The 20,589-nt window shown below is 61.5% G+C and carries 24 protein-coding genes; 3 read left to right on the top strand and 21 right to left on the bottom strand.

The features are described from left to right. Window positions 1-985 precede the first annotated feature (985 nt). A complete protein-coding gene (locus V2L32_RS12345; RefSeq protein WP_331232721.1) occupies window positions 986-1,447 on the top strand; it encodes a type IV pilin N-terminal domain-containing protein in 462 nt (153 codons plus the stop codon). 101 nt (window positions 1,448-1,548) lie between these two features. Then, complete coding sequence (locus V2L32_RS12340) at window positions 1,549-1,809, top strand: hypothetical protein (protein ID WP_331232720.1); 261 nt, start codon at window positions 1,549-1,551, stop codon at window positions 1,807-1,809. A gap of 15 nt (window positions 1,810-1,824) precedes the next feature. On the opposite strand, the gene V2L32_RS12335 is transcribed toward V2L32_RS12340, so the two are convergent. Beyond that, a complete protein-coding gene (locus V2L32_RS12335; protein WP_331232719.1) occupies window positions 1,825-2,460 on the bottom strand; it encodes a hypothetical protein in 636 nt (211 codons plus the stop codon). Between the two features lie 291 nt (window positions 2,461-2,751). Here V2L32_RS12335 and V2L32_RS12330 point away from each other — a divergent pair, with 291 nt between their 5' ends. Beyond that, window positions 2,752-3,510 (top strand): hypothetical protein, encoded by a 759-nt coding sequence (locus V2L32_RS12330; RefSeq protein ID WP_331232718.1) that lies wholly within the window; start codon window positions 2,752-2,754, stop codon window positions 3,508-3,510. A gap of 139 nt (window positions 3,511-3,649) precedes the next feature. On the opposite strand, the gene V2L32_RS12325 is transcribed toward V2L32_RS12330, so the two are convergent. The 20 genes from V2L32_RS12325 to V2L32_RS12230 all read right to left on the bottom strand — a co-directional run bounded on the left by V2L32_RS12325 (window position 3,650) and on the right by V2L32_RS12230 (window position 20,586). Beyond that, window positions 3,650-4,024, bottom strand: a complete 375-nt coding sequence (locus V2L32_RS12325) for a winged helix-turn-helix transcriptional regulator (protein WP_331232717.1) — start codon at window positions 4,022-4,024, stop codon at window positions 3,650-3,652. 10 nt (window positions 4,025-4,034) lie between these two features. Next, window positions 4,035-4,274, bottom strand: a complete 240-nt coding sequence (locus V2L32_RS12320; protein ID WP_331232716.1) for a hypothetical protein — start codon at window positions 4,272-4,274, stop codon at window positions 4,035-4,037. A gap of 7 nt (window positions 4,275-4,281) precedes the next feature. Beyond that, window positions 4,282-4,683, bottom strand: a complete 402-nt coding sequence (locus V2L32_RS12315; protein ID WP_331232715.1) for a hypothetical protein — start codon at window positions 4,681-4,683, stop codon at window positions 4,282-4,284. Further along, a complete protein-coding gene (locus tag V2L32_RS12310; protein WP_331232714.1) occupies window positions 4,670-4,933 on the bottom strand; it encodes a hypothetical protein in 264 nt (87 codons plus the stop codon). The genes V2L32_RS12315 and V2L32_RS12310 overlap by 14 nt, the downstream gene beginning before the upstream one ends. Before the next feature lie 153 nt (window positions 4,934-5,086). Next, a complete protein-coding gene (locus tag V2L32_RS12305) occupies window positions 5,087-5,695 on the bottom strand; it encodes a hypothetical protein (RefSeq protein ID WP_331232712.1) in 609 nt (202 codons plus the stop codon). Window positions 5,696-5,707: 12 nt separating this feature from the next. Beyond that, a complete protein-coding gene (locus V2L32_RS12300) occupies window positions 5,708-7,507 on the bottom strand; it encodes a succinylglutamate desuccinylase/aspartoacylase domain-containing protein (protein WP_331232711.1) in 1,800 nt (599 codons plus the stop codon). Between the two features lie 111 nt (window positions 7,508-7,618). Continuing rightward, complete coding sequence (locus V2L32_RS12295) at window positions 7,619-8,710, bottom strand: hypothetical protein (RefSeq protein ID WP_331232710.1); 1,092 nt, start codon at window positions 8,708-8,710, stop codon at window positions 7,619-7,621. Continuing rightward, complete coding sequence (locus V2L32_RS12290) at window positions 8,710-9,396, bottom strand: hypothetical protein (RefSeq protein WP_331232709.1); 687 nt, start codon at window positions 9,394-9,396, stop codon at window positions 8,710-8,712. Before V2L32_RS12290 ends, V2L32_RS12295 begins: the two co-directional genes overlap by 1 nt. Window positions 9,397-9,417: 21 nt before the next feature. Continuing rightward, window positions 9,418-10,104 carry a hypothetical protein gene (locus tag V2L32_RS12285; protein WP_331232708.1) on the bottom strand — a complete coding sequence of 229 codons (687 nt, stop codon included), beginning with the start codon at window positions 10,102-10,104 and terminating at the stop codon, window positions 9,418-9,420. A 42-nt stretch (window positions 10,105-10,146) separates the two neighbouring features. Then, complete coding sequence (locus V2L32_RS12280) at window positions 10,147-10,878, bottom strand: hypothetical protein (RefSeq protein ID WP_331232707.1); 732 nt, start codon at window positions 10,876-10,878, stop codon at window positions 10,147-10,149. 3 nt (window positions 10,879-10,881) lie between these two features. Continuing rightward, window positions 10,882-12,066 carry a hypothetical protein gene (locus V2L32_RS12275; protein WP_331232706.1) on the bottom strand — a complete coding sequence of 395 codons (1,185 nt, stop codon included), beginning with the start codon at window positions 12,064-12,066 and terminating at the stop codon, window positions 10,882-10,884. A gap of 3 nt (window positions 12,067-12,069) precedes the next feature. Next, window positions 12,070-12,660, bottom strand: coding sequence for a hypothetical protein (locus V2L32_RS12270; RefSeq protein WP_331232705.1), 591 nt, complete (start codon window positions 12,658-12,660; stop codon window positions 12,070-12,072). Beyond that, window positions 12,647-12,892: a hypothetical protein gene (locus tag V2L32_RS12265; RefSeq protein ID WP_331232704.1), complete on the bottom strand. Its 246-nt coding sequence runs from the start codon at window positions 12,890-12,892 to the stop codon at window positions 12,647-12,649. Before V2L32_RS12265 ends, V2L32_RS12270 begins: the two co-directional genes overlap by 14 nt. A 41-nt stretch (window positions 12,893-12,933) precedes the next feature. Then, window positions 12,934-14,469, bottom strand: a complete 1,536-nt coding sequence (locus V2L32_RS12260; protein WP_331232703.1) for a hypothetical protein — start codon at window positions 14,467-14,469, stop codon at window positions 12,934-12,936. Between the two features lie 2 nt (window positions 14,470-14,471). After that, the gene (locus V2L32_RS12255; RefSeq protein WP_331232702.1) at window positions 14,472-17,753 is read right to left on the bottom strand and encodes a phage tail tape measure protein; all 3,282 of its coding nucleotides are present in this window, start codon (window positions 17,751-17,753) and stop codon (window positions 14,472-14,474) included. A gap of 236 nt (window positions 17,754-17,989) precedes the next feature. Continuing rightward, window positions 17,990-18,316: a hypothetical protein gene (locus V2L32_RS12250; RefSeq protein ID WP_331232701.1), complete on the bottom strand. Its 327-nt coding sequence runs from the start codon at window positions 18,314-18,316 to the stop codon at window positions 17,990-17,992. Next, entirely contained in the window at window positions 18,313-18,582 is a 270-nt protein-coding gene (locus V2L32_RS12245; RefSeq protein ID WP_331232700.1) for a hypothetical protein, read from the bottom strand. The genes V2L32_RS12250 and V2L32_RS12245 overlap by 4 nt, the downstream gene beginning before the upstream one ends. Then, window positions 18,579-19,094, bottom strand: coding sequence for a hypothetical protein (locus V2L32_RS12240; protein WP_331232698.1), 516 nt, complete (start codon window positions 19,092-19,094; stop codon window positions 18,579-18,581). The genes V2L32_RS12245 and V2L32_RS12240 overlap by 4 nt, the downstream gene beginning before the upstream one ends. Further along, window positions 19,094-20,386 carry a hypothetical protein gene (locus tag V2L32_RS12235; RefSeq protein ID WP_331232697.1) on the bottom strand — a complete coding sequence of 431 codons (1,293 nt, stop codon included), beginning with the start codon at window positions 20,384-20,386 and terminating at the stop codon, window positions 19,094-19,096. The genes V2L32_RS12240 and V2L32_RS12235 overlap by 1 nt, the downstream gene beginning before the upstream one ends. After that, complete coding sequence (locus V2L32_RS12230) at window positions 20,383-20,586, bottom strand: hypothetical protein (protein WP_331232696.1); 204 nt, start codon at window positions 20,584-20,586, stop codon at window positions 20,383-20,385. Before V2L32_RS12230 ends, V2L32_RS12235 begins: the two co-directional genes overlap by 4 nt. Window positions 20,587-20,589: the final 3 nt, after the last annotated feature.

The raw sequence follows: 20,589 nt of genomic DNA, 5'->3' as shown, positions 1-20,589 counted from the left end.
CCGTTCTTGCCTTTTCATTTGCACTGGGTCAGCTTGTTCACATTCTGTCGGTGTTCATAGAGCGGTTATTAGATATCCCTTCACACCGAGACCAATTGAAGTCGGAAGTTTGCAAATCCAAACACGTTGCGCCGTGTGTATCATGGGAATTTCATCGAGCCTGTCGTGAACAGTTCCCTCATTTGGGCCTGTCCTACGACAAAATCGGTGATTATGAAGATAAAAAGTTGGGACGGTCAATCTACATACACGTACGTTCAGTAGTCGAGTCCGAGGGCCGTGGGAGAGCACAAATATTCCAATCTATCTATGCATTCTGCCGAAGTATCTATGTTAGCGGTATCATCCTTGCGCTGGTGTACTTCGTCTTTGCTATCTTGATACTTGACGACACGTTCATATTGCCGATTCTGGGAGAGGTGACTATCTCAACTGCTGTAGTTCAAGATTCGTTTTATGAACCAATCATCGGAACAGTCGGAATTGACCCAGTCTTGATCGTTGCCAGTGCAATAGCTTTCGGTGCTCTATGCTACTACGCATTCCGCCACGCACGGACGGAATACAGACGCCACTATATCACATATTTGATGACAGAATTTATCTTAATAACTTCTGACCAGTAGCGTGGTACTAGTTTAGCACCGTACCGCTTCCATTAGCCACAACATATATGATCATCAGACACAACCATCGCAATGCGGCAGTATCCCGCTGCCCGACCATACTCGGTGAAATCCCGAAGCGAGGTCTAACAGGTTCCTCGCTATGGTTCTTCTAAGCGACATCCACCTCCCATTTCATAATAAAACGGTCCTTAATACCCTCGAAAGTATTATATGTTCGAGGTGCCATGAACCCTATAGTACACCGAAAGGATGGAAACCCGAGAGGATTGGTGGATAATCACCTCTCGTCAGGTGGTTCGTATGCATGCGTCGCCTGATACGATCCATCGCTCGTGTGTGCACAAGAGAGCTACAACATGCAACTCAAAACAATACTCAGCGGGGAGGATCGTGCGGTCTCGCCGGTCATTGGGGTCATCCTGATGGTCGCGATTACCGTGATTCTCGCTGCTGTCATCGGCACGTTCGTCCTCGGCCTTGGGGACTCAGTAGAATCGGCACCGAGTACACAGTTATCGTTAAGTGCGGACGATAGCGAAGATCGGCTAGTTTTATCGAATGATGGTGGCGATGCCCTGGACCCCGACGATCTTACTATTCGCGTTGTTGATGGTGAAGATGAAGCCACCTTCAATATCGAAGACGAAGAAGACTTGAGCGTGGGGTCAAGCTGGCATTTGGATGAGAACAAGTTCTCGGGAAGTCTAAATGACTTCAACGAAGGCGCTCAGGTCACCGTCATCCATGAACCCAGTAGCAGCATTCTGAAGAACGTGAATGTTGATATGAGTGGCGTCGAAGACGAGTCAACTGGGTAATCCTTCACTAGACGTTTGAATTTTTCGTGCGTTGAATTGTGGAGAAAGATCTATCACGAGCCTTAAAAACCGCTGTTGATTGAGAAAGGAGATTGCACACAATGTTCAATTCTTCGAGATCAACTCTCGTTAAGCGGGTCGTTCGCTTTATCGATTACCGGACCACCGGCCAGCAGGTCCCCGATGTGATCTCGATCCACACGATCAAGCAGATCCTCGTCGGTTACTGCGGCTTCGACTCCGCGGAGATTGAGGCCGGCGTCGAGCAGGCCGTCGACGAAGGTCTGATTGTCTACGATGGCAGTCGGGGTGGGTATCGGCTGGCGGAATACGAGGGCGAAGGCTCAGAGGACGTAGCGTAAGTGTTAATAAGGACATCAAGAGCTATCGAATTCCTCAGCGTCTAAATCCATCTCCCGCTCTTTCTCTTCGTCATCTAATCTATATCCCATCACATTTGTCATATATTTGTGATCAGTTTTCTGGACGTCTCTACCCATCTCTGTCAAGGCCCGATACCGCCACTCTAACGCTTGGAATGCGTCCAAATACGCTAATTTATATTCATCATCAGAGGGGTCAGGAACATGCTCTTCAAGTGCTATAATTGCTGCATAGAACTGAATGACGTTGGTGGCTATGTGCTCATCAAGCAATATTAATTTATCGGCAGTATTATCAAAAACAGGCGTCTCAAAGCTACTCTTGTTGCCAATTTTTTGTGTTCTATGAGGTATTTTAGACATATATGCTATCATGTTGATTTTTTCTTGATCTATACCGGACTCAAATTCCGACCACTCCAATAGCTCTGATTTTCTATCTGGATATTCGTGTAAAAATAGCGCGAGTAATATTTCCTCAAGAACAGGTCCAAGGATTTCCATTTCGTTCGCTAATGCGTTTTCAACTTTGCCTGATTCTTGTTTTTCTTTCCATTTTTCCGTCACTACCGTTGTTACAATCGTGATTAGGCCCCCAAAGGCCACAGCAACCATCGTCCAGAAGGGCATAAGCCCACTATTATACACCGGCCAATAAATCGTAGGTTGTCAAATGGCCCTCCATCATTTACTTTTGAACAGCTATCGATACCTTGGATGCGGCTACTGGCAGGACACGAGATCTTGATCGGCAATCCACCGATCTGCCTTCAAGAACTAGTCGTAAGGGGCGATCAGGTGGACGTAATCTCGCGACCCGCCTTCAGTTATAACTCAAGGACCGGTCTATAAAGGTAGGTTTTCAGAAAAAGCGCCCATCAGAGCCATGATGCTTATTCACGGGCAGACCGTGACAAACCCATGGCGAGGGATTCCCCCTCCAATTTGGAAGCAGAGTCGCCCGATCTGCGCACCGAGGCTGAGGCCGACCGCGGTCCTGGGTTCGAAGGCAACCAGCATCAGGAGTCTGATAACAGCCAGAGGGCGTTCCCAGCGCTCACAGACGTTCGATTTCAGGACGGCGTGAATGCTTTTCCGATTCTGTCAGATTCATTTGGAGAGCACGGCCACGAACTGGGAACTGCATCTGCGATAGCTGACGTTTTGGAGAAAGAACAAGAAGAGTTGCTGGGTAGTGTACGAAACGTCTTCGGGGTCGATACTGGAGGGGTCACTGCGTTGGGAGTCAGCAGCGAGGAACTTGAAGCAGTGTTGGATGAATCTCACCTCTCTCCAGCCATTGAGAGAGAAGCGATGATCGGAAATGCAGTGGCGGATCTCCCTACTGAACGTGATTCATTGGAGATAGAGCGGATAGAGCAACAAAACGAGGTCCTTCAAAAACTCGAACAGCAGGAAAGCGTGACAAGTTCTCAAGCGAAACTCGTCAGTAAACTCGAACGGCAGAACGAGCTGCTCGAAAGAGTCGATGAGAGTGTCAAATCACAGAGTACCAACCAATGGGCTGAACACAGCAGGGCTATTGGACCAGGTCTCGTCGCTACATCTGCCCCTATCTATTTGGCGACATCGAATCGGTTGTTTGCTATCACCGTTTTCGCCGTCGGTGCCATCTTGATCGGGTTTGCTACCTACAACGTACTGGTTGAGAGGCAGTGATGCCTCTACGCACTCCGTTTCCGATGTGACAGAGCGGCCCTCAAAACCTCAGAGAGCGCTCACAGAACGCCGAAGAACCAGCTCCGACGGAACCGCTTCGGTACCGATCGGCCCGCGTTCGCCAACCGCCGAGCGGCTTCTACTGCCCGTCAAAAGTGAGGTCGTGACCAGCCGACCACTCGCCGATCAGTCCGAGGATCGGGATGACATCCTTTCCGGCGCGCGTCAGCCCGTAATACACCGGACAGCGCCCCGGCCCATTGTTCTCGCTCATTTCTGCCCGTGAGATCACACCCGCCTCGACGAGGCGCGTGAGCTGATCGCTGAGTACCTTCGACGAGGCGCCGAGCTCGCGCTGGAGCTGCGAGAAATAGGCCGGTGAAGTGTCGAGCCGGAGCAGGATCTCCGGGACATGCTTATACGATAGAATGTTGAGCCCCGCCGGGATCTCCTCGGCGAGGTCGTGTTTCCATTTCAGCGTTCCCGCTGTCCCGACCTGATCTGTCGTAGCCATTTACCTTTCGTTAGTCCTCCCCGTCGCCGTCGCTATCGCCCTCGAACGGACGGAGCCCGACGTCGCCGCCGTACGTAACGACCACCTCCTCGACGAGCAGTTCGCGGACCTCCTCGCGAGTCATACCGTCGCCGTCGTGGTCGTCGAGCGCCGATTCGATTCGGGAGTCGATCAGGCCGATAAGCCATTCCGTGATCGGGTTTGGATTTGCCTGTGCCTCGCTGACTGCCGCGTCGGTTTCATCTGTCATATCTCACTCACCGTAGGAACCGCCGGATCATCCACTCGAGACAGAGCAGCCGTGCCTCGGCTGGGTTCCGAATCGCGCGGACGATCGTTCCATAAACATCGATCTGGATGGCGTGCCAGAGGATCAGCCAGATCCCAAGCAGCGTCACGACGCCGATCAGCTCGCCGACCGTCAGGATCGTCGCGTTCTGGATGATCTCCGAGAGGTAGAGTGTGCCGACGATCGACGTGGCGACCGCGAAAAACGGCAGCCAGTGCGAGACCGACCACTCCTCGACGATCGCACCCCATCCCGCCGTGCCGAAATAGAGGAGAACAAGACCGATCCACAGCGCGTCCGTGATCCCGAAGACGGTCACTGCGAGCGCCTCGAGCGCCTCGAACGCCACGACCTCGCTACTCGCCGTCATCGGTGGGGGCGGAGGTGGAGTCGCTGTCATCGCAATCTCCCCCGCCAGAGCCGGTGCTGGTTCCGGATCCGGAGTCGGTTTCGACGCCGTACTTGACTGATGCGACGTCGAGCGCCCAGTCCTTGCCGTACAGCAGGACGAATCCAGCGATGATGAAGAGAGCCAGCAGCCAGAACTCGAACTGCTGATCGGGGCCGATCATCAGCCAGGCGATCGCCGGGACGAAGACGAGGAAATAGACCATCGCCATGACGAATCGGAGGTTGGACTTGCTCAATCCCATCCATGATTCGAGCATGATGATTCCGTATGTTTATCAACGCGGTGCGCGTCGGTCGGCGGTGCCCGTGTGCTGGTCTCTGGCGGGAGCGGCACTCGGGCGAGCGGTCGGCACATCGAGACATCACTCACCCTCGGCATCGAGACGTTCGACGGCCTCCGCTGCTACTTCCTCTTCGGAGAGCCGTTCGTCTCGTTCGTCTCTTTCGTCGTCCATCCCGGCGAATTTCTCTTCGCGCGTGAGACCGTCCAGAATCTCACTATCGTCGAGATCGTCGTTCGGCTCGGACCCGGACTCGATGACTGGCTCTGAAGGCTCGGAGCCGTTCGGTCGTCGTGAGAGGCTGTCGAAGCGCTCCTCAGCGTCGGTCCAGGATATGACCGGCGCCTCGCCATTCGGTTCAGAATCCTCGTCATGGCCCCTGTCTTCACCGTCGTCGCCAGAGCCCCAGCCGAGGCCCTGGTTGAGCTTGTCGTCCACGATCACGATGAGCAGCGGGATCAGCGCGTCGATCGCGTCGAACGTGAGGTCGTCGCCCCGAAGCGTGACGATCAGCGCCGCGCCCGCGCTCGCGAGGACGGTCTTGCCGTAGACGTAGGCGTCGAACGACGCTTTCGGTGAGTCGCCGTCCATCTTGTTATCGACGTAGTGGTACGTCCCGTAGAGCACGCCGAACGTCAGCGGGACGATCGCTCGGTACAGCCGCTCGTTGTCGAGTATGTCCTGTAACATGGTTGTGGTCTTCTACCGCCAGCGCCCGATTTTCGGCGGATGTCTGTGTCCGACGTCGCCCATCACCTGCGCGACGACCGTCAGATGTCGCTGGGACTGCGCTGTCCAGGAGCCGCCGCGAACGTACGTCTCCGAAAGCAGCGCCGGGACGCCGATGTCGTGACAGCGCGTCACGAGCATCCCCTGGTTGCCCGCCCCGCTCGGCGAGACGGTGTTGCCGACCGACCACGCTTCGCTACCAGAGAATCCGTGATAGGCGTTGACGGCGTCACAGGCGTTCCGGGCGAACTCTCTCGAGTCGCCGCGACCGTTCGGGAAAATCTTGCGCGCCGGGCCGTTCCCGAGCTGCCACGAAGCGTGGAGGTCGATCAGGACGTCGGGGTCCTCCGCCTCGACCGCGGTGAAGATCCCGCGAGCCATCTCCGTCCAACCCTCGTCGTCGAAGGCGTCATACGCCTCTGGATCACCACCGAAGGCGCGGTTCGCGTCGTAGCCACATCCGTCGCGCGTCTCGTTCCGATCCGCACACGGCCAGGCCGGGTTCAGGACGAGCAGCTGTCCCTCTCTCGGTTCCCACTCCTCGTCGATCATCCGCTCGGCGGCGATCGCCGCGCTCCGCTCGTTGCCGTGGATGTTCGCGACGACCATCGTCTTCGGCGAGCCGGTCCCGAAGACGTGGACCGTCGTTTCGTCGTCGGTGCCCTCGTTGATCCGATAGTTGCCTCGAGGACCATCCGATTCGGTGCCGCCACCGCCCGACGGCACCTCGCCACCGGACGGGGAGCTAAAATCCCCGAGCACGCCCCCGCCGATCAGCCGACAGCCCTCGGCCCGGACGGTGTTCTGCCCGGTCTCGTCGGCGATACGAGCTCTCGAGTAGGGCCGGAACGTGCACTTATCGACCGTCTGATTCCGGCCGGCGAGGACGATCGCGTGCGGCGTCCCGTTCCCGAGGTCGTAGAAGTAGCAGTCGGTGATCGACGACCCGAACGACCGATCCAGGCGGACCTCGGCGTCGACGTCGCCGCTCTCGTTGTTGGCCTCGATATAGCACCCCTTGACGTCGATCATCCCGGAGTTCTTCTCCGTCCCGCAGAGGCCGTGGAGCTCCGAGTGCTGGAGTGTCCCCTGCCAGAAGTCGACGCTGAACCCGCCGTCGAGCAGAAGGCCGTGGCCGCCGGCGAAGTTGACGTCGGTCTGGAGGAAGCGGGTCGAGTGGGCTGCGGAGTTGTGCTCGCTCGCGAGATGGATGCCGTGCGAGGCCGTCTTCTCGATCTTGAGTCCGCGATAGTCGTGCGTGTTGATCGCGCCGCTCCCGTCGGACTCGAGCAGCAGACCGACGCCATCAGTGTCCCGGATCATGACGCGCTCCATCTCCGAGTAGCGCGCCGAGGAGACGAGCACGCCCGGGTCACCGCCCCGGATCCGGAGGTTGTTGATCCCCGCCCCGAGCGGCCGGACGGCGCCGTAACAGAGATCGAACACGGGGCCGCTCGTCCCACGGGCGTCGATCGTGCTCGCGTATCCTTGCCCTCGGATGCCGGTCGCTCTGTCGTCGATCTCGATGGGAAACGAGTCGTTTCGCGCGGAGTAGGTCGGCAGGACCATGACCTCGCCGCCCGCACCCTCCGCGCAGGCGTCGTAGGCGTTCTCCAGGCTGTCGTAGTCGCCACCGACGCCAACGGTCGTGTACGCCGACTCGCCGCCCTGCCCCGGAGGTCCGCCCCCGAAGTCTATCTCCCCGAGCACGTCGTCCACGCGCTCGACGATCAATGCCTCTAACGCTTCGTCGTTGATTGATATGTCTATCATGGTATGGAATACTGCATCAACCGGTCGGCGTGACGTGTGGTGCTCGCCCCGGTGGCTCATCGCTAGTCTTTATTCCGGATCGTTAGAGGAGAACGGGCCGGCTACAACTTCTCAACGTGGACCGACCTCGTGCCCCCACTCGGCCTCGCTTCGGTGCTCCCACTTTGCCGAACTCGTCACCCCGAAGCTCGGGCCGTCCCCGTCAACACCGAACGGTTGCGTCAGGGTATGGGCGTCCGGGTTCGTCAACAACTCAGCCCGGACGTACTTGTCCATCTCGTCGGTCAAAACCAGCGTCTCGCTCTCCCCGACCACCCATCCCTGGCATATCCACCGAACCGACTCGTATCCCGAGGCGTCGATGGTGATAGATGGTTCAGACTCATCTACCACGATCTCGTTGACCGTCGGCATCTCGGGCGGGGCCTCTGTGTCGTCGGCCCAATGCTCTCGGGAGTGGGCGAACAATTGTCCGTCTTCGTAGGCCGTCCGAACGGCCTCGGTAGTCATCTCCTCTACGGCCACGGTGTTGTACCGAACATCGAGGTCGTGACCGCGCTCGAAGCCGTGCGGGTCGTCGTGAGAGAACGCCCAAATCGGGCGTTCGGGCATAAAATGAGACAGTAGCGCGTCCCAAGATTCCACGTCGTCGTATCTGTGGTGCCCCTGGGCGTTGAAGTGGCCTGCGTCTTTGTTCCACGCGGCAAACCCGATGAGCGTGTCAGGGAAGTCCTCGAACCCGTCGCCCCACCGCTCTACGGCTCCCTCCGCGTCGGTGTATCGGCTGGGGTGTTCGAGGACCGCGAGCCCGCCGGTCGCTTTGATCTCTCCGAGAAGATTGTACCACGTCGTCAGGTTGAAGTCCTGCGGTTCGAGGTCCGAGAACAGGGACAGCGTGTGGTCGGTGCCCTGCTCCATGCCTTGGACGGCCACCACGTCGCGGGTGAAATCGGTGTCAGGGTCGCGGTCTTCCCAACCGTCTTCGTACGTGCTCCACTCGGTCCACGGCCACATAGTACCGTTTTCGAGATTCGTCCCTCTGTCGAAGGTGAGGATGCCGTAATCCAGATCATCAACGAGTGTGTCCACCATGTCGTGTGGCGGGGGATTGTCCTTCTCTGTATGGTAGTGATGGTCGGATTTGACTTGGAGGTACGCATCCCAATCGACCGCTTCGTAGGGGTTCGACAGTAATTCGACCATTACATCACCTTGTCGACGGTTAGGAACGTCCGAACGGAGCCGCCGTGGAGGTCAGGCTGACCGACTGTTCGGTGTCGGACTTGAAGGTCGAGAATGTCCCCCTCCTGACAGCGTATTCTCGTATTACCTTTTTGTGAAACATCGCCGCCAGACGGATAATCTATATTCCAGACGTTGAAACACCGACCGCGTGTCACGCTACCATTCCGATTCAGCCGGAAGGCTATATCCCCTGCTCCCCCGTCTCCGCCAGTCCAGCCAATTTCAAATACGACATGGTAAACACCATCGGCGGGAACGACGTATTCGTATTCGGTGGAATCCCATGCACCGAAATCGTCTTCTTCCACATCGTTAAACTCGACTCTCTCCCAATCGTATTGAGAGACGGTCTGGTCCCCATCGAGTATTATAGATGTGTGTCCAACCTGTTCAGCGGGGTCGGTCGGTTCGAAGCCAGCCGCCGAGAACGTCCCGTCGGCACCAAAACCGAACTCGGTATCGGTCCCTGTGAGTCCAACAGTTAACTCGTCCTCTGGCTCAACCCCTTCGCCGATCTCCGCCGCCTCTGTACTCACCGACAGCGCGTCGAGTTCGTCGACGTCGAGAGGAACCTCGTTACCCTGATCGTCGATACCTACGAGCCGGCCATTGGCGTTGTGTCTGATGCTGATTTTCTCTGGCATGGTTGCTGGTTGCTGGTTACCTCAGATCGTCTCCGCTATCTCGAGCGTGGCGTTCACCTCGATCTCGAGCGTGCCGCTCTCCTCGATGTCGACGCCACGGTAGGTCTCGGTCGTGTTCTCCGCGACGGTGTGAGTCGCGTCGGTGAGGATCGTCAGCAGCGCGAGCTCGGCGGCGGCGATCGCCGACCGGATCCGCTCGGTGACCCACTCACGATTCGGGACGGCGACCGACTCCGAGCCGACGGACTCGACCGACGCCGAGGTGGGATCGAGAACGTCACCCTGGTGGTCGTGGGCTTGCGGGGGCTGTGGTTGGTCGTGCGTCTCGCCGAGGCGATGCGATTCGACCGCTCCGGCCGGCTCGGCATCGACGTCCGCCGCCGAGTTGGGGAGGTCGGCCAGCGTCGCTGCCTCCTCACCGTCAATTACGAGCCCGGACAGCGACAGCTCGGTCAGCGTCCACGCACTGCCGTCGGCCTCGTAAACCGCGCCGGTGTCGGTCGCGATGAACACCGCATCGCTCAGCGGTGGGTAGTCGCCGACGCTGTCCTCCGAGTCGCGAAACAGCGCTCGCGTGCTGATCTCCTCGACCGCCGGGATGAGCAGGTCGGTAAACCGGCGGTTCTCCGGGTCGTCATCCGGATACCGCCGCCCGGGGACCGGGAGGTTCTCTTCTCGACCTGGTAGGGATTCCTCTTCGTCTGTCATTGAATTATCAACTCACTGCTGTCGGCAGAGTTTTCGGCCGTCTCAGAGCACCGACCACGTATCGACTTCCCAGTCGCCGCCGCCGCGGGCGATCTGGCCGATGCTCATTTCGCTCGCGACCTCCGATCCGGAGACGTTCGACGTCGAGATGTTCGCGATCGTCGTGCCGTCGGCCTCGTCCATCGCAAACGTGACCTGCGACGACGAGACGCCGATCCGCAACCGGTAAACCTCGCTCGTCGAGTACGGAGACGAACTGTTCTCGCTCGCTCTGACGTCTCGGCTATTCCCGTCGTGCCAGACGATTCGGAGTCCCGAGCCGGTCTGGATTTCAAAGCGCCAGTTCTCGGTGTTCTCCTCTGCCGTGTCACTCGCGAGATTGGCGAGAATGTTGTAGTGTGGACCGCCCACCGCAGCCATCCAGATCGGGATCTCGACCTCGTCGCCTTCCTCGAAATACCGGCCGAGCGTCTGTGAGTGGTTCCCGCCCGACGGGAACGAGCGCATCTGATGCATCCCTTGCTGCCGGATGTGCTGTGTAGATCCGTCGACGAGCCCTCCGGACTCGAGTGAGAACGAGCCACTCCCCTCCGTACTCCAGAACTGCTCGACGTCGCTCGTCGAACTGTACGACTCCCAGTCCTCGATGATCTGTTGGGACCGGTAGACGACCGTTCCGTTAACCGCCCACTCGTCGTTTTCGTCAGTATCCGTTTCTGATAAATCGACTTCCGTCCACTCGGACTCAGACGGCCCGCGTATCTCGATCGCCACGGGTCAGTCCTCGCTCGTGAGTCTGATCTCAGTCCCACTCTCACTCTGGAGGATCATTTCGTCACCGTCCCAGTCCTTCTGAACGGAGAGGACTTCGCGACCGGAGGTGGTGAGCTCGCCGCCGGCTTCGACGTCGCCGAGGTCGCGAAGGTCCCTGCCGTTGCCCCAGAAGGTCCCCCAGTTCGAGATGCCACCCTGAGCTTGCGTCTGCCCGTCGACCTCGAGGCCCTCCATGACGTGCGTCCGGTCGCCGGGGTAGACCCGGACCTGATGAGCACCCACATCGCCGGAATAGAGATCGAGGCTTGTAGCCCCGTTCCACCGAATCGTGCTCTGATCGCCTTCAACACGGACACCGGAGGAGGCCGAGTAATTCGTCTCCACACGCCGACCGACGCGTGCATCCCGGTCGACAAAGGCGTCGTTCCCGACATCGAGATCCTCGCGAACCACCGCCGACCCTCGGAAGTCGATGTTCCCGTCGTAATCCATATCCGCCCGCGTTCCCGAATCGTTCCCGAGAGCGTACCAGCGCCAGCGCGTGCCTCCCTCCTCGTCGTTGAGATACCAGGTAACCTCGCCGTCGAACGTTCCGAACCGCCCCTCACCATCGCCGACGTACAGATCGTTGTTGCCGGTGAGGTTGATATCCCCCGAGACACCGAGATCGCCGGACACCGAAAACGGGATCTGTGGCGTGAGCGCCCCGTCCTCGACGACGAGCGGCTGCTCGAGCACGCCTAACCACTCGTCGTCCACCACGCTCGACGAGTCTGTCTCGAACTCCCAGATCGGCGTCCGCGGATCGCCGTCGCCGAACTCGCTTTCCTCGCCGATGATCACGTTCTCGGAGTCGCTCGGCGCCTCTCCCTCGGCGAGCACCGCACCCACGTCGTACCCCAGGTAGATCGTCGTCGTCGCGCCCGCGGGCAGCGTGACCGTCGTCTCCCGGTCGCGAACGAGCCAGCCGTAAACGTACGCCTCGCCGGCCGATATGGTAACGTCGAGTCCGCTCGACGAGACGTAGTTGAACCCGTCGAGTGCGGTGTCGTCGATCTCGGAGTGTGCACCAGCGATGTCCACACCGTGGACGATCCACGGCGCGACGCCCGCCTTCCCGAGCGCGTGGCCCCAGGACCGACTGTCGGCTTCGGCACCGATTTCCCCTGGTGTTACGAGGTCGACCATTTTTTAGTCCACCCTCTGATAAAAAAGGGTATAATCTATCGTGATTGTGATATCCGAGGTCTTACTCTCGAGCTGGTCCGACGCGTCGAGCAGCAGATGCGTGAGCAGGTCGTCGTCCTCGGCGTCGGGGCCGTTCGCGAAGCCGATCTCCGCGAGACCGAGACCGTTCATCTCGTTCTGGCTGATGAACGTCGACGTGAGTCGATCGCGGCCGTCGCCTTCGTCCTGGCCGATTTGTGTGCGATAGACTTCGTTGTTCAGCGCGTCGCTGTCGGCCTGCGGACTCGCTGAGTCGTCATCGCCGATCGCGAGGTGCGTCGGTTGCGGACTATCCCCCGAGGCGAGTGCTTCGAGATAGTTGTCGAGGACGAGGTTCTCTGCCCGCGCCGTCTTGATCGGAGCCGTGGGATACCTCGCCGGCCGCGTGAGCATGTTGTGTCTCGCCTGTCTCGGTAGGTTCGACCAGTTCGGACGGACGCGCTCGAGTGAGGAGATCGACCACATCCGAACGGTCGCGACGCCCTGGAAGCCCGTTCCGTCGGACGCCGTTACGGAGTGATCCGCGTCGGAGTCGTCGGGATCAGCTCCAGGCATACGACCCCCACGCACTGATTCGGTAACCGGTATCCTCGTCGTTCATCAACAGGGGGTCGACGTCTCGGATTCGGACGGACTCGGCGCCGTCCTCGACGCCGAGCTCGTCGTCGTAGTTCAGCAGGACGTTCGGGGTAGTGTCTGAGCGACTCTCCTCTTCGAGATCGGAGAGGCGCTGATCGAGGTCCTTGATGATCCGTGCGGCTCTGTGGTCGTCGTCTTTCAGTGGCATGGGTTGACAGTTGGCCGTGATGCGTGCGGGGTATCAGACGGTCAGTTGATCGGAGCTAAGACGCCTTTCCGCCAGGTGGCTGTGATCTCGGTCTCGAGTCGGACGCGGTCGGAGTCGAACGTCCGCGCCGTCTCGACGACGATGAACTCCCCGACGGCGTTCTCGCCCGGTTCGTCGACCGAGATCAGATCGCCCGGCTCGAGCAGGTGTGCGCGAGGCGACCGCGCCGGGAACGAGATCGTTTTCGTCGGGTACGCCCGTCGCCGGAGCTCCGCGATTGCGGCGTCACGGGCTGCCGTGAGCGTCCGGAGGTTGTCCTTCTCGATCGGGATCTCCCGCGCACCGTAGTCGGCGATCGACGCCGAGTCCGTCGCCTCGAAGTTGACGGGATGCGGGTAGAACGACGTGTACGTCGGGACGCCGTCCTCCCGAACGCCGATATCGTGACCCTCGTCGCCCTCCGTCTCGATGATCATCCACGGGTCCCGGTCGGGGAGGATCTCGTCTGAGAAGAAAAACGACTGCCAGCCGCCGCTCGGGAGGTCCGACGCGCTCCACTCCGCGGAGTCGATATCGGAGTCCTCGTCGTCGATCGCGACCGGCTCGCCGTCTTCGTCCGCCTGCAACCGGACCTTGAGGTCCTCGTCGTCGCTTTCGGCGTCGACGTACAGATCGACGCTGTGGACCCGGGATTTCCGCGCTCGGAGCTGGTGCGTGATCCGTGACTCGGAGGTTACGCGCTCGAGGTCGTCTTGGACGCCCTGCTCATGCTCGATCTGTCGGGACTCGCCCGAGTCGATCCGGACGACGTTCTTCACGTCGTTGTCCGTGTGCGTCTGCCAGGGCAGGTAATAGTCATCGTGCGTGAGTTCGATCGCCGGGCCGAGCCCCTCGATCGGCTCGAGCAGGAGCTTCCGACCCTCCTGGAGGAGGAGGCCGTCGCCGAGAGCTGCGAGTTCCGTGACGGCATCCCAACAGTCCTTCGAGGCATAGTAGACCTCGACGTCATCGCCGATATCCGGGATCTCCGAGGCGTCGATCTCGCTTGCCTTCCGCCGGACGATGTCGCGGATCACCGCGCCCGCGTCTCGGCCGACCCACGATCCTGTGATCTTCCGGTTCGAGAGGATGTCGCCGCACCAGTCGGTGGCGTCAGCCGACAGCGAGCCGTTGTGCCGCCCGATCTGATCGCGCGAAGTTTCGGTCGGCTGGACACGCCCCATCCACCGAACGTCGGGGATGCCGTCGTCGCCACCGCCCCAGACACCCTCGCCCCAGGTACCCTCACCCCAGGTTTCCGAGCCGCCGACGGGCGTCGAGATCAGCCCGTGAAACTCGATCCGGTCGCCGACTCGGAGATCGTAGAGGAGGTCCGGCCCGCCTGCACTCGGATGGTAGCACTCGATCGACGCCTCGTCTTTGAGCGTATCGGCATGCGCGGCGAACTCGACTGACCGGAGGCCGTCGGTCCCGATGATCGTATGTGGATCGGGGTCGGCGTCGGCCTCGTCGTCGCCCTCGGCGAGCTGGTCCTGGTGCCAGACGCGGAGCTCGGCGTCGGTGACTGTGACCGTCACGCTTAGCGCCCCACGTTGTACGCCTCGAGCGCCTTCGTGAGTTCACGGCCCGCTTCTCGACCCTCACGCCGCCCGCTGGCCTCGATCTTCTCGATGTTGACCGTCACGGACCTATCCGTCCGCCCGGTGCCGCCAGCTGGCTGTGGCGACGCGAGCGCGCCGACCAGTGCGCCCATGTCCGCGACGAGACCCGCTTCGTCCTTGATCCCGGAGGCGAACGTCTCGGGGAGCGCTTCGCCCTGTTTGGTCAGATCCGCGAGCGGGCCTGTCTCGGCGTCGGAGCCAGGGAGATAGCTCGACACCGAGTCGACGACGCCCGAGACGGCGCTCGTTGCCTCACTCGCGGCGTTTCGAATCCCGCGAGCGAACGCCGAGATGAGTGCGGAGCCGGCCGATCGGAACCGGCCGGTGATGTCGACCGCCGAGAGCATATCGCTCGCCATGTTCCGGACTTCTCGGGTCGCGTCGAGACCCATCCGGAAGAGGTCGCGGACGAAATCGGCCGCGAGGCGAGCGAGCCACCAAATTAGGTCGCTCCCGAACCGATCGGCGACCGACAGTATCGAATCGAACATGTTGGGCACGACCGAATTGCCCACGAGGTCGCGAGCCATCCCGACGAAGTGATCGATCACGTCGCCGATGAGGCCGCTGAGCCACGAGAGGAGCCGTCCGCCCCACGACGTCGCGAACGAGTAGATCCCCTCGGCCGTGCTGACGAATATGTCGGAGATGTGGGACCACGCGGCCGACCAGTCTCCCTCCATCGCCGCCGTTCCGGCCTTGATGAGTGACTCGAGCGAGTCGATCAGCCACCCGAGCGTCCCGAACACGACGTCGGCCATCAGCTCGACCGCCGTGACGACGAGATGGCCGTGATCGTCCCAGGTCTGGGACATCTGGTCGAGTGCTGGCCCGATGACCGCGAGGAGTGTGTCGACGAGTGTCCGGACGAGGGAGATGACGATCGACGTGAACGCGCCGACGATGAAGATGATCTGGTCGCCGTGCTCGTCCCAGAACTGGCCCGCGCGTGAGAGAAACGGTGAGAGGATGTCGATGAAAACCGCCGTGAAGTGTGTGACGAGTTGGATCACCGTCGCCGCGAGGTTCTGGAGCGTCGACGCCGTCTGCTCGGCGTGCATGTCCCAGAGCATCTGACCGACCGAGACCAGCCCCTCGAGGCGCTCGCTCACTCCGGCGGCGATCTCGTCCATCCGGAGTATCGAGACGTCTCTCGTCCCCGAGAGTTCGCCGTCGAACGTCTGCCGGATCGACGTGAGCCCCTCAGTAACGAGCGACTGATCGATCCCGCCGAGGATCTCTCTGATCCGGCCGGTGGCGGTCTCAGTCGTGGTCCGGATGCCGTAGAAGTCCTCGTCCCAGCGAGTCGTGAGGTGTCCGGTGACCTCCTGGAGGCCGGAGACCGCCAGCTCCACCTTCTTGAACGGGTCGAGCAGCTGGCCGAGGACTTGTGACGTGGTCCGGGTCTGTTCGTCGAACACGCCGAACCGCTGACCGAGTCCGATGACGAGCTCGACGAGCGTCTCGCCGATCGAGATGATACTCCCGACCGCCGACTCCCAGGCCGCCTGAAACGTCTCGACGAGGAACGTCGCGACCGGTCGGAGATATGAGAAGAACTGTTCCGCGAGGGACGTGATGAAGCCGATGACCGCGCCGATCGTTTGGTCGACCGTGTCGCGGTGCTGTCCCCAGATCGCATCAAGCGAGTAGATCCGTTCATGGATCGCCTGTCCGGCGGCTGTGATCCGGCCGACGAGCTGATCGCCAACCAGCGAAACGACACGCCCGACCGTCCCCTCGACCGCGGCCGTGTGAGAGCGCCACATCTCCGCGAGGTCACCGATGATCCACTGGACGGTTGACAGGGCCAATTGGACCAAGGGGGCGAACGTGTCTGTGAACGCGGCCGTGACGCGCTCGACCTGTGTCCTGATCCCCGCGAAGTCCGTGCGCCAGGCGGCCGCCGCGGCCGTCAGAATCGCCCCAACAGCGAGGATCGGTGCGCCGATCGCCGCGATACCCGCCGCGACCGCGCCCGCCGCGGGGACGAGCGTGGAGGCGAACGTCGTCCCGAGGACGTACGCCGCGGCCGTCAGCCCGCCGATCACCGTCGAGACCAGCGCGATCGCGCCGGGAAGCCCGTCGAACCGGTCGTTGAGTTCGGCGAACCACCGAACGACGCCCGTGAGCCGCTGCGTGAGCGCCGTCAGAACGGGAAGGAACACCTGTCCGATCCCGATCGCGACGTCTCGAATGTTCGACAGGAGGATGTTGAACTGGGCCTGAAAACTCTGCATCTGGTCCTGGGCGACCTGCTCGGTGATGCCGCCGGACTCGGCGATCTGATTCGTGTACTCGTCGAGAGCGTCGCCACCCTCCGAAAGGAGGACCTGCATCGCCGGCCCGGCTCGCGTCCCGAACAACTCCATCATCTGGCCGGAGGTGACCCCCGCGGCCTCGAGATCGCGCAGGATATCACCCATGTCCCGCAGGTCGCCGTTCGAGTCGGTCGCGTTGACGCCGAGCTCCTCCATCAGCTCGGCCTGTTTCGCACTCGGCGAGGCGAGCGAGGCCAGCGCCTGCCGGAGTGATGTCCCGGCACGGGATCCCTTGATCCCGGCGTCACCCATCATGCCGATCGCGGCGCTCGCCTGCTCGATCTCCATCCCCATCTCGGAGGCGACCGGCGCGACGTAGCTCATCGCCTCGCCCATCCCCTCGGCGGTCTGGTTGTGGTTCGTGAACGTGGCGGTGAGCGTGTCCGTGACCTTATCGAGTTCCTCGGCCTCGTAGCCGAACGCCTGCATGATGTCGGTCGCGTAGTCCGAGGCGTCGCCCATCTCGATCGCGCCCGCAGCGGCGAAGTTGGCGACTTCGGGCAGCGCTTCGATCGACTCCGCGGCGTCGAAGCCCGCACTGGCGAGGAAATAGTACGCCTCGCCGGCCTGCTCGGCGGAGAACGTCGTCTCGCGCGCAACGGAGCGGGCGGCGTCCTCCATGTCGTTGCGCATCGTATCCGAGACGTCGCCCATCACAGCGAGCGACTCCGTCATCTGCGCCTCGAACGACGCCGCCGCGCCGATCGACTCCTTGAGCGCTTTCCCGCCGAACGCGGCGACCGCGACCCCGGCGGCCGCGACGGCACCCTTGAAACTGTTGAGCTCGGAGATGCCGGCGGCTATCGCGGACTGAAGTCCCGAGGAGTCGCCACCGATGTTGACGTCGATGTCGCTCCCGCCGGTCCCTGTGAGTGCCATTGATGTTTCTCGAGTTTGTGAAAAATCCGCGCGCGATCCTATCCGTGGGAATTTATATCACGACGAGGACCGTAGACCGGTCCTGATCGCCCTCGACGCCTGCACCGTCGCGCCGTATCAGTGCGTCCGATACGGCCCGTCAGAAGGGGTCGACGGACGAAAGAGCGCTACGGGCGCTGGCTAAAGATGGCCGGTAGGGGACGATGAAGCTCACCGGCGTCGGTGAGTAGTGTAGTTCAGCCGCGCAACCGACCCAGCAGTCCCGATTCTTCGGCGTCCGAATCGTCGTCCACGTCCACTCCTGGCTTCGGATCGTCGCCGTAGACGTCGAAACTCTCGATGATCGCGTCGAGTGACTCGGCCGTCGCGTTCTGGAGTTCGATCTGCTCTTCTTCATCACCGACCTTTCGGAGCGCGGTAGCGTTCTCGCGCCGCAGCTCGCGCTCGTTGTCGATGATCCGGAGGAGGCGGCGGAGTTCGGCCTGTGCGGCCTCGCCTTCGTCCACGTCCTCGTGTGCCGCCCGTGAGCGGACGTTCCGCAGCGCGAGGTCGTCGGGGTTCACGCCGCGGCCTCCTGGTTGATCTCGTCGAACATCGACTGCCGGCCGGCGTTCTGGCCTGCCTTCATCCGCCGCTTCTTCTCAGCGACCGCTGGCGACGCGCCGTCCCGTTCGTAGTGCTGTCTCTCCATGTTCTCCTCCTGGATGCGATTGTGCTGCACGAGGCCTTCTAAGAAGCGGCGCTGTTCGGAGAGGTGGATCCGGGGCAGTTCCCAGAACGTGTATGACCCCTTCGTCTGAAGCGTGAACTCGACGAGCGCCTGGTTCACGTACCGACTGTGTCGTGAAGCTCCGTCTGCCCCTGTCCGTTCCCGTTCAGCTCGCGACCCATCTCCGCGAACCGACTGAGCGTCTCGGGGTCCATGTCGCCCATCGCCCGCACCGCCGCCATGTTCTCCTGCGTTTCGATCTGCTCGACGGCTCGAAAAACCTCCCCGCCGGCAGCGTTCTCGACCGCCTTGATCAGCCCGGGGACCATCAGCGGCGGGACTTCGTCGAGGCCACCCGAACCGATCCCGTCGACGATGAACGTCCGGAGGAACTCGTCGACGCGGTCGTCGTCTCCCTCGTCCTCGTCGAAGACGTCCTTGTACTCCTGGTACTCGCCCGGTTCCGGCGGCTTGACCTTCACAGCCTTCCCGTCGAGACCGGGGACGGCCTGGATCGTCGGGAGGATCTCGCCTTCGGAGTCGCGCTGGATGCCGTAATCCTCGGCGTGGGCGATCTCGAGATCCGATCCGTCGTTCACGTTTGTCGTCTTCTTCTTCTCGGTGTCAGCCATCAGGCGGTCACATCCTCGATCGTCTCGCCGCTGTGGAACTCGATACCTTCGCCGTCGGTCGCTTCGAGCGTCTCACTGAGCGCTGCGACAGCCTGATCGTCAGCCTCGTACGAGCGGCCGTCGCTTTCGAGGATCACGACGGCGGGGAACTCGACGACGCCCCCGCTCAGCTCGTGATAGACGGGGAACGACGTCTTCTGGAGCGAGTCCATCATCGAGTCGTGGCTCGCACGACGCCCGGCGATGTCGGCCTCGAGCTGGATGTTGCGCGAACCCGCGTCGTTCGTCGGGGCGCGCGTCTGGTGGAGTGACTCGTCTTCGAGCGAGTTCTCGATCGTCCAGGACGCCGAGTTGATCCGGGGGCGGTACGGCGTGCCCGGTGCGCGCTCGAGGCGGTCGCCGACGAAGAACTCGAACGTCTCGTTGATCGGGTCGGCGTTCGCACCGTCGCCGAGAGACGGGACGCCCCGGTCGCCGTCGACCGGCTGGTCGTCGTCGGAGTAGGTCAGTCCGCCCGCTACGACGTCTTCCGTCTCGGTGGACGTCCCCTCCATGACGATCGTGCCGTCGCCGTCGGCCTCGATCGTGATATCGCCGACCGGCTCGTCCGAGAGCCAGACCGAGTCTATGTCCTCGAACGTGTCTGTCGTCGCCGTTCCGAGTTCGACCGTCTCGACGGTCTCGGCGTCCTCGTCCTCGACAGTGATCTCGAGGCCGTCGTCTTCGGCCGGCTCGGACGATTCGGCGACCACGCTGATCGGGCCGTCCGGCTGGTGGATGATGTAGGAGCGGACCTTTCGAGGCACCGCCTCCAGCTCGATCAGGATCGGGTCGTTCTCGGTCGGGTCGAGCGTCGCCTCCACCGTGTCGAACGCGACGCCGCGCATGACCGTGTACTGCCGGATACCGGCGTCGAAGTTCCCGCCTCTGTCTTCGGTTCGCCCCACGCACATCAGCGTCGCGAACAGCCGGTTGTACTCGTCGCGCTCAGCGGCGTACGCCTCCGCGCCGACGGGGGCGCCGGTCCCGTCGACCGGGAAGCGCTGCATGTCGTACGCGATCGTCGCCTCCGGCTCTTCGGTGCCGCGGCCGTGGCCGGTCGCGTCGGCGGTGCCGAGGCCCTCGATCCGCTCGAGGTTCGCACCGCCGGTCGCCTCCCACTGCCGCATGTTGTCACTGAATCGGTTCCACTCGGGGTTTTCGGGGACGCCCATCGGGGTCGGCTCTTCGACCCACTGATAGCGCCCCGGTAGGAGTCCGCTCTCGGCGAACTCGTGTTCTGGTACACTCATGTATTGTCGGTGTCGTCAGTGTCCGTATCGTCGTCCGCATCGACGCGGGCGAACTCGCCGGACGGGTGGTTCTCGAGCTGTTCCGCGACGTCCTCGGGGACGTTCGCCTTGCCGTTCGACGTGACCTCCGCCGTCCGAGTCATGCCGTAGTCGGCATATTTGAACGCCCGGAGGCCGTCGGGTACTGTTATCCAGGTCATGAC

The sequence above is a fragment of the Halalkalicoccus sp. CGA53 genome (assembly GCF_036429475.1).
Taxonomy (GTDB): domain Archaea; phylum Halobacteriota; class Halobacteria; order Halobacteriales; family Halalkalicoccaceae; genus Natronorarus; species Natronorarus salvus.
This window is presented reverse-complemented; position numbering and strand designations above follow the sequence as displayed.

Bases quoted from the DNA above. Each gene is read 5' to 3' on its own strand.
- V2L32_RS12290 (WP_331232709.1), bottom strand. From the start codon at position 9,396: ATGCCAGAGAAAATCAGCATCAGACACAACGCCAATGGCCGGCTCGTA.
- V2L32_RS12255 (WP_331232702.1), bottom strand. From the start codon at position 17,753: ATGGCACTCACAGGGACCGGCGGGAGCGACATCGACGTCAACATCGGT.
- V2L32_RS12230 (WP_331232696.1), bottom strand. From the start codon at position 20,586: ATGACCTGGATAACAGTACCCGACGGCCTCCGGGCGTTCAAATATGCC.
- V2L32_RS12310 (WP_331232714.1), bottom strand. From the start codon at position 4,933: ATGGCGATGGTCTATTTCCTCGTCTTCGTCCCGGCGATCGCCTGGCTG.
- V2L32_RS12315 (WP_331232715.1), bottom strand. From the start codon at position 4,683: ATGACGGCGAGTAGCGAGGTCGTGGCGTTCGAGGCGCTCGAGGCGCTC.
- V2L32_RS12320 (WP_331232716.1), bottom strand. From the start codon at position 4,274: ATGACAGATGAAACCGACGCGGCAGTCAGCGAGGCACAGGCAAATCCA.
- V2L32_RS12305 (WP_331232712.1), bottom strand. From the start codon at position 5,695: ATGTTACAGGACATACTCGACAACGAGCGGCTGTACCGAGCGATCGTC.
- V2L32_RS12265 (WP_331232704.1), bottom strand. From the start codon at position 12,892: ATGCCACTGAAAGACGACGACCACAGAGCCGCACGGATCATCAAGGAC.
- V2L32_RS12235 (WP_331232697.1), bottom strand. From the start codon at position 20,386: ATGAGTGTACCAGAACACGAGTTCGCCGAGAGCGGACTCCTACCGGGG.
- V2L32_RS12345 (WP_331232721.1), top strand. From the start codon at position 986: ATGCAACTCAAAACAATACTCAGCGGGGAGGATCGTGCGGTCTCGCCG.
- V2L32_RS12285 (WP_331232708.1), bottom strand. From the start codon at position 10,104: ATGACAGACGAAGAGGAATCCCTACCAGGTCGAGAAGAGAACCTCCCG.
- V2L32_RS12240 (WP_331232698.1), bottom strand. From the start codon at position 19,094: ATGGCTGACACCGAGAAGAAGAAGACGACAAACGTGAACGACGGATCG.
- V2L32_RS12295 (WP_331232710.1), bottom strand. From the start codon at position 8,710: ATGGTCGAATTACTGTCGAACCCCTACGAAGCGGTCGATTGGGATGCG.
- V2L32_RS12325 (WP_331232717.1), bottom strand. From the start codon at position 4,024: ATGGCTACGACAGATCAGGTCGGGACAGCGGGAACGCTGAAATGGAAA.
- V2L32_RS12270 (WP_331232705.1), bottom strand. From the start codon at position 12,660: ATGCCTGGAGCTGATCCCGACGACTCCGACGCGGATCACTCCGTAACG.
- V2L32_RS12300 (WP_331232711.1), bottom strand. From the start codon at position 7,507: ATGATAGACATATCAATCAACGACGAAGCGTTAGAGGCATTGATCGTC.
- V2L32_RS12275 (WP_331232706.1), bottom strand. From the start codon at position 12,066: ATGGTCGACCTCGTAACACCAGGGGAAATCGGTGCCGAAGCCGACAGT.
- V2L32_RS12330 (WP_331232718.1), top strand. From the start codon at position 2,752: ATGGCGAGGGATTCCCCCTCCAATTTGGAAGCAGAGTCGCCCGATCTG.
- V2L32_RS12340 (WP_331232720.1), top strand. From the start codon at position 1,549: ATGTTCAATTCTTCGAGATCAACTCTCGTTAAGCGGGTCGTTCGCTTT.
- V2L32_RS12335 (WP_331232719.1), bottom strand. From the start codon at position 2,460: ATGCCCTTCTGGACGATGGTTGCTGTGGCCTTTGGGGGCCTAATCACG.